The sequence below is a fragment of the Bacteroidota bacterium genome (assembly GCA_034723125.1).
Lineage (GTDB): Bacteria > Bacteroidota > Bacteroidia > CAILMK01 > JAAYUY01 > JAYEOP01.
On the sequence record JAYEOP010000616.1, the window covers coordinates 1 to 6,741 of the forward strand.

Genomic DNA, 6,741 nt, shown 5'->3' on the forward strand with positions numbered 1-6,741 from the left:
TAGTTATGAATATAAAATTTTTTTAAAATTTTTTTTATTATAAAATTTTTATTAAACTTTGTAAAATATTTTTATCAATTCAGTTAAGATATTCTCCCCCCTTAACTTAGCTGTTTTTTAGTCTTAACAATGGGGAGTGATTTATTTTACTAATATTTTATACTAATAAATCAATTTTTACAATATTAAAGAAACTATTTATGAAAAAACATAGTTTAATAATTCTGTCTGTTTTAATTATTCTGCCTTTATCATTAAAACCACAAAACACATTTTATGTACCATCGCAATACTCCAGCATTCAAGCCGCTGTAAATGTAGCAAATGATGGAGATATTATAGATATTATCGGGATAATAACAGAAAGTAATATTGTAGTAAAAAAATCACTAGTCATAAGAGGACATGGCCCAGACTCAACAATAATTCAGGCAGGTTCTACTTTATCCACTACTAATGGAGGTGTGTTTTTATTTTTATATTTAAATTATTATAATAAACCGGTAATATTCCTGAAAGATTTAACTGTCAGGCATGGTTCTCCCACATATACACCTCATTGTGGTGGCGGTGGAATATACAATACTGTTGTTTTACATGTAGATAATTGCGTTATAAAAAATAATCAATGCAGGGTAGGTACCTGGAATTATGGAGGTGGAATATGCAATGAACATATTCTTTATTTACGTAACTCTGTTGTTCGTAACAATTCATGCAATGGTGGTTCGTGGGCACATGGTGGAGGTATCTCAACTGATGGAAAATGCTATATTGAAAATAGTTCAATTTGTAATAATGTTTGTACAAATGCTAAATGGCATTATGGAGCAGGTATAAGGAATAATGGAGTTTGTAACATTACTAATTCTACATTCAAAGGAAATACTAATACAACCCCCTTCCCTTATGGTTGGAAAAATGGTTCAGCAATATCAAATCATGAATATATTGAAATTTTAAACTCAACCTTTAGTGAAAATACGGGAGGTTCAACAATTTATCAAAATGACTTCTCGCAAGGAATTTCATATATTAATAACTCTACTATTGTAAACAATAATGGAGGGATTGATGCCGATTATGGAAATTTAATTTTAAAAAATACAATAATTGCAAACCCCGGCTATTTTGATTGTAGCGGAAATATAATTTCTGACGGATATAATGTAGTGCTAAATCCATTTCTGCTTTCATTTAATCAACAGGGAGATACAACAGGAGTAAATCCGAATGTAAAACCTATTGGAGATTATGGAGGACCAACGGAAACATTTGCAATTGATTCAACAAGTGTTGCTTTTAACAGGGGTGTTAGTGAAAATACTTTTGGCAGAAATACTATTACTGATCAAAGGGGTTATTTCAGAGGTGCTATTTGTGATATTGGTGCATTCGAGGCAAATCCATATAACCTGACCACAAATCAAAATATGGAATATGTTTGTATGGCAACTGATGATGTGGTTTTTATGGAAGTAATTGTTTCCGATACAAATAATGTTAATGATTTTCTTAATAAGATTTCATTTTCAAAAGAAGCATCTATTGATCCAGCCAATGTAAAAAACCTTAGATTTTACTTTACAGGAAATGTTAATACTTTTAATTACAATCAATTAGTTGGAAATAGTTATTCTTCAATAATTGACAGTTTTACTTTTATAGATTCTGTATCACTTCAAAAAGGATTGAACTATTTTTGGTTGGTAGGCGATGTAAGTAATTCTGCACAAGGTTATGATAGTATAGATTTTAAATGCAATTTAATTGAAATTAACAATCAGAATGTAGCTATTGGAATAACATCACCTGCATTAACCACAATAGTTCAATCAGAACCTTTTATAATCCAAGGGATTTCAGATACTTTTGCTTGTCAACAACCAGGCTCAATTGTTTTTTCACCTGTTGTTGGAGGCACAGATCCTCTCCATTATAAATGGATTATTAATAATAATAATACTGTAGAAGATACTATTCTTACATGGAATACATATCATGCTCACAATCCTGTATTGATTAGATTTGAAGTTTCAAATAGCTGTAGTGTTAAAGCAATAAATAGTTTTTTTCTTGAAGTAAAAGAAAGACCTCAGACTCCTGTAATTATATTAAGCCCCAACGATTCAGTATGTGATGGTGATAGTATTACTTTAAGTGCACCATCGTCAGTAGGGTACTTATGGTCGAATAATAATACAAATAGTTGGATCTCATTAAAATCTGATAGCAGTTTATATTTGCAGGTAATAGACAAATATGGATGCTTTAGTGATACAAGCTACCACGTTCATTTAAAATTTATTGATAAGCCTGAAAAGCCTACAATAACAAATCTATCTTACTCTGCAATTTGTCAGGGGCAATCTACAGCATTTAAAGTTGATCAAGATAGTATGCAATATATATGGTCAAATGGAAGCAAAAAACGAATAATCAATGTTGATGATACTGCAAAGTATTGGGTTAAAACCATTAATGACTTTGGCTGTTTAAGTCCTGCATCAGAACCACTAAGTATTGTTATTTATCCATTACCACCAAAACCACAAATTAACATTCTTGGAAATGATACTTTATGTGAGGGAGATACAAGCTATCTTCAAGTACCATCAGGATATAATTTATATAAATGGAATCCGCTTACAAATATTGATTCATCAATAGTTCAGGTTTCCTTGAGTGGAAATTATTTTGTAAAAGTAATGGATACAAACAACTGTTATAGTCCTTATTCGGACACTATTAAAATTACTAAGTTCCTAAAACTTCCAAAACCTCAAATTATTTCAGATAATGATTTTAATTATTGTGAAAATGACAGCATATTTATCAGTTCATTGAATCAATATTATTTATACCAATGGTCAAATAGCAAAACTTCACAATCTTTTTACACTCATAAATCCGATAGCTTATATTTAATTGGATATAATGATTTCGGATGTAAGAGTGATACTTCAGAGATTGTATTTATCATTCAATATGATAAACCGGTTAAACCTGAAATTAATTTAACAGGATCACCTCAAATTTGTGATGGAGACTCTGTGTTACTATGTACTTCAACAGGGTATCGATATTATTGGTCAAATGGATTAAATAATCACTCAATAGTAGTTGATTCCAGTGGTGCTTTTTATGTTTATGTTCAGGATACAAATGATTGTTTTAGTGATGTTTCAGACACAGTTTATACACACTGGCACCCAACGCCAAATCAGCCTGTACTTAATATTACTGGCGATTCAACAACATGCGAAGGAGAGGTAGTTAACTTATTCCCTCTGATGAATAATGAATCATATATTTGGTCAAATGGTGATTCGTCAAAAGTATTGGCAATAACTGAAGATGGTTCTTATAATTTAATTGTTGGTAATGAATATAATTGCTTTTCAGAAGTTTCTGAGGGAACAAATATTTATTTTACCCCAACACCATTAAAGCCATCAATACTTATTTTAAGTAATGATTATTTACATTGCACTGTGGTTGGTGAACACTATTATTGGTATAGAAATGACAGTTTATTAAATATTGATACATTTACTATAAAAGCAAATATTAAAGGAAATTATAGTGTGCAAATTCAGGATGGAATTTGTTTGTCAGAGTTTTCTGACACCTTATTTTATATACCTTCCGGCATTGATGAGGTAATTAATAATGAAGTCGGAATAGAAGTTTATCCAAATCCAAGCTTAGGAGTGTTTAATTTAAAACTTACCGGAATAAATCCTGATAAGGTTCAGTCTATTAAAATTATTGATACAAGAAACCGTTTGGTTTACATGATTGAAGAAAATCAATTGACTGATATAAATATAAAATTAGATTTAAGTGCCAATAGCAATGGAATTTACCTGCTTAAAATAATAACTGAATCAGCTATGTATTTTGAAAAGATTATAAAATACTAAGTGATAGATTATCCCTGAATTTCAGAAATTTCCTTTAGTGTTTCAATGGTAGCATCAACATAAATTTCTAAAAAGTAATGAGTGCAGGTTTTGAAAATCAGAAATATTTTATATTTTCCTAAACCACATAATCCTTTTTAATAACAAGCATAAAAAAGTTTTCTTCAATTTGGAGGTAACCTTGTTCGTAGCAGAAATAATATGTTTTGCCTGTTTTTGTAGTATAAATATTTGTGAAATAATTGAAATTAAAATCATGCTTCACAAGTTCATCTCTATTAATTTTTGCTTTTCCATTAGGGTTAAAAGTTTTTAATATCCTTCTGTTTTTACGTAAAGTATTATTGATATTGCGAACATAATTATTTACATCACTATTCTGACGATTGTTGTATGCATTTCTGCATTGGTCGGAACAAAATTTTTTATCAATTCTACCTTTGATTTCTTCTCCACATTCTAAACATTTTTTCTTCATAATGAAAACTCTTTAAATAATATACACCTAAGATTTTTGGCAAAGATAGTAAGTTTTATTCGATTACAAATGATTACAAATGACTATAAACGAAAGTAAATAATTAAAAACCGATTAAGTGTCAACAGCTAACGGACATTTGTGCTATCATTTTAATTACATTTATTTTCATTAAACTAAACAATTTGAATTATGAACAATTTAAGAAACAAAGTACAACTAATTGGAAACTTAGGTGCAGATCCTGAAATCAAAGAATTGAAAGAAGGCAAAAAAATAGCACGTTTTTCACTCGCAACAACAGATCATTACAAAGATAAAGATGGTAACAAAAAATCAAATACAGAATGGCATACAGTTGTTGCATGGAACAAAACTGCCGAAATTGTAGAAAAATATCTTTCTAAAGGTAAAGAAGTTCTTATTGACGGGAAATTAACTTATCGTAGCTGGGAAGATAAAGATGGTAACAAAAAATATATTACCGAAATTGTTGTTAACGAACTAATGATGCTTGGCAAAAAAAGTTAATCAATAGCGAAACAAAGAATCGTTTAATATTTTCATATTAACGTAACAATTGCAATTATAAAATAGTCTCAGTGTTATTTTATAATTGCAATTTTGGATTGGAAACAAAAAATTCTTTTGATATTTCATAAAGATATAATAAATTTGACATATCGTTTTTTATAATTGGAAAATACATAAACAATGATTTAATTCTAATAATATGATAAGAATACTGATTTGGGTAATAATGATTTTTGGTGGTGGAATTTTAGCTTATCATCTTGATCATTTGATATTTGAAAATATCCATCAAAATATTTTTTTTCATGTCATTAGTTTTTTAATTGGTGCTTTTCTATTTTTTATTATGATGAAAATCAGTAAAAACACAGGCAGAACACTTGCAAAATACGGACGAAAAGGAGAATTAAAAAGAATGCAAACTAATGTTCTTGCGAATCAAGGCGTTTATAAATATATGAGACATCCTATGCATCTAGGATTATTTTTGTTCCCTTTAGGAATCGCTTTTTTAATTGGCTCGCCTTCATTCATTCTTTTTATTGCACCTGCCGAAATTATTTTTATGCTGATAATGATAAAATTAGTTGAAGAACCTGAGGCAATTAGTAAATTTGGAAAGGAATACTTAAACTATAAAAAGCAAGTCCCGTGCTTTTGCTTTAAAATTGAATGCTTGAAAGAATTGCTAAAAAATGTTCCTAAGAATTATGCAAAATAAAAAGATTATTCTCTTAACCGGAGCAACTGACGGCATTGGAAAACAAACTACATTTATGCTTGCAAAAGAAAATTCAATTTTATTACTGCACGGAAAAAACAAAAATAAAGGACATAAAATAAAAGACGAAATAATTGCAAAAACAGTAAACAAAAATATATTTTATTTTAATGCTGATTTTACTTCTATTAAAGAAATTGAAGAACTTTCCACTAATATTCACAAGCAATTTTCTCATATTGATATTTTAATAAACAATGCAGGGATTTATGAAAATAAAAAAATAATTCTTGATAACGGAATAGAAAAAAACTTCATGGTAAATCATCTTGCATCTTTTTCTTTGACTTTGAAACTATTGGATTTATTAGAAAAATCTAAGAATGCCAGAATTATTAATGTTAGTTCAATGATTCATGCAAGTAGCATTGACTTTGAAAACTTAAATGCTGAAAAACATTATTCCGGTGATTATGCTTATTCTTTAACAAAACTATGTAACATATTATTTTCTAACGAATTAAGTTCAAAATTAAAAGGGAAAAGCATAACAGTAAATTCACTTCATCCCGGAGTGATTAATACAAAATTACTTAGAGCAGGTTGGGGTGCTTTTGGAGATTCACCAATAGAAGGTGCAAAACGTATTTTTTATTTAGCTTACTCTAAAAAGATTGAAAATATTAGCGGGAAATATTTTGTGAATGATAAAATAACAAGCCCTGCGGACATTTCTGATGATAAAAATAACAGAAAAAAACTTTGGGATATTAGCCTAAAATTAGTTTAGGGGAATTCTATAAATACATTTCTTTTTAGAAGCAAAGATAATGAATAATACCAAGTGTTATACTTATACCGTTGCTTTAGTATAAACAATCTGGTCTTTCCAATGAAAAATCGGGACAGGTTATTAATCATCAAAAATAATCACAAAAATATTATGAACTTAAAAAATATTACTATATTTGCACTCGCTAAAAACAATCAGTTCTTTTTATTTAGGGCGATTAGCTCAGTTGGTTCAGAGCACCTGCCTTACAAGCAGGGGGTCACAGGTTCAAGTCCTGTATCGCCCACAA

Annotated in this window: 5 protein-coding genes and 1 tRNA gene; 5 read left to right on the plus strand and 1 reads right to left on the minus strand. The window is 29.2% G+C overall.

The window, feature by feature from the left end; all coding sequences use genetic code 11:
* The first annotated feature begins 200 nt into the window (after positions 1-200).
* Positions 201-3,926 carry a T9SS type A sorting domain-containing protein gene (locus tag U9R42_15220; GenBank protein ID MEA3497377.1) on the plus strand — a complete coding sequence of 1,242 codons (3,726 nt, stop codon included), beginning with the start codon at positions 201-203 and terminating at the stop codon, positions 3,924-3,926.
* Positions 3,927-4,044: 118 nt separating this feature from the next.
* Here U9R42_15220 and U9R42_15225 read toward each other — a convergent pair whose 3' ends face one another.
* Positions 4,045-4,404 (minus strand): hypothetical protein, encoded by a 360-nt coding sequence (locus tag U9R42_15225; protein ID MEA3497378.1) that lies wholly within the window; start codon positions 4,402-4,404, stop codon positions 4,045-4,047.
* 192 nt (positions 4,405-4,596) lie between these two features.
* On the opposite strand from U9R42_15225, the gene ssb reads away from it, so the two are divergent.
* The 4 genes from ssb to U9R42_15245 all read left to right on the plus strand — a co-directional run bounded on the left by ssb (position 4,597) and on the right by U9R42_15245 (position 6,738).
* Positions 4,597-4,935, plus strand: a complete 339-nt coding sequence (ssb, locus tag U9R42_15230) for a single-stranded DNA-binding protein (protein ID MEA3497379.1) — start codon at positions 4,597-4,599, stop codon at positions 4,933-4,935.
* A 202-nt stretch (positions 4,936-5,137) separates the two neighbouring features.
* Positions 5,138-5,659, plus strand: a complete 522-nt coding sequence (locus U9R42_15235) for an isoprenylcysteine carboxylmethyltransferase family protein (GenBank protein MEA3497380.1) — start codon at positions 5,138-5,140, stop codon at positions 5,657-5,659.
* The gene (locus U9R42_15240) at positions 5,649-6,449 is read left to right on the plus strand and encodes an SDR family NAD(P)-dependent oxidoreductase (GenBank protein ID MEA3497381.1); all 801 of its coding nucleotides are present in this window, start codon (positions 5,649-5,651) and stop codon (positions 6,447-6,449) included. The genes U9R42_15235 and U9R42_15240 overlap by 11 nt, the downstream gene beginning before the upstream one ends.
* 214 nt (positions 6,450-6,663) lie before the next feature.
* Positions 6,664-6,738 (plus strand) — tRNA-Val (locus U9R42_15245).
* The last annotated feature ends 3 nt before the right edge of the window (positions 6,739-6,741 follow it).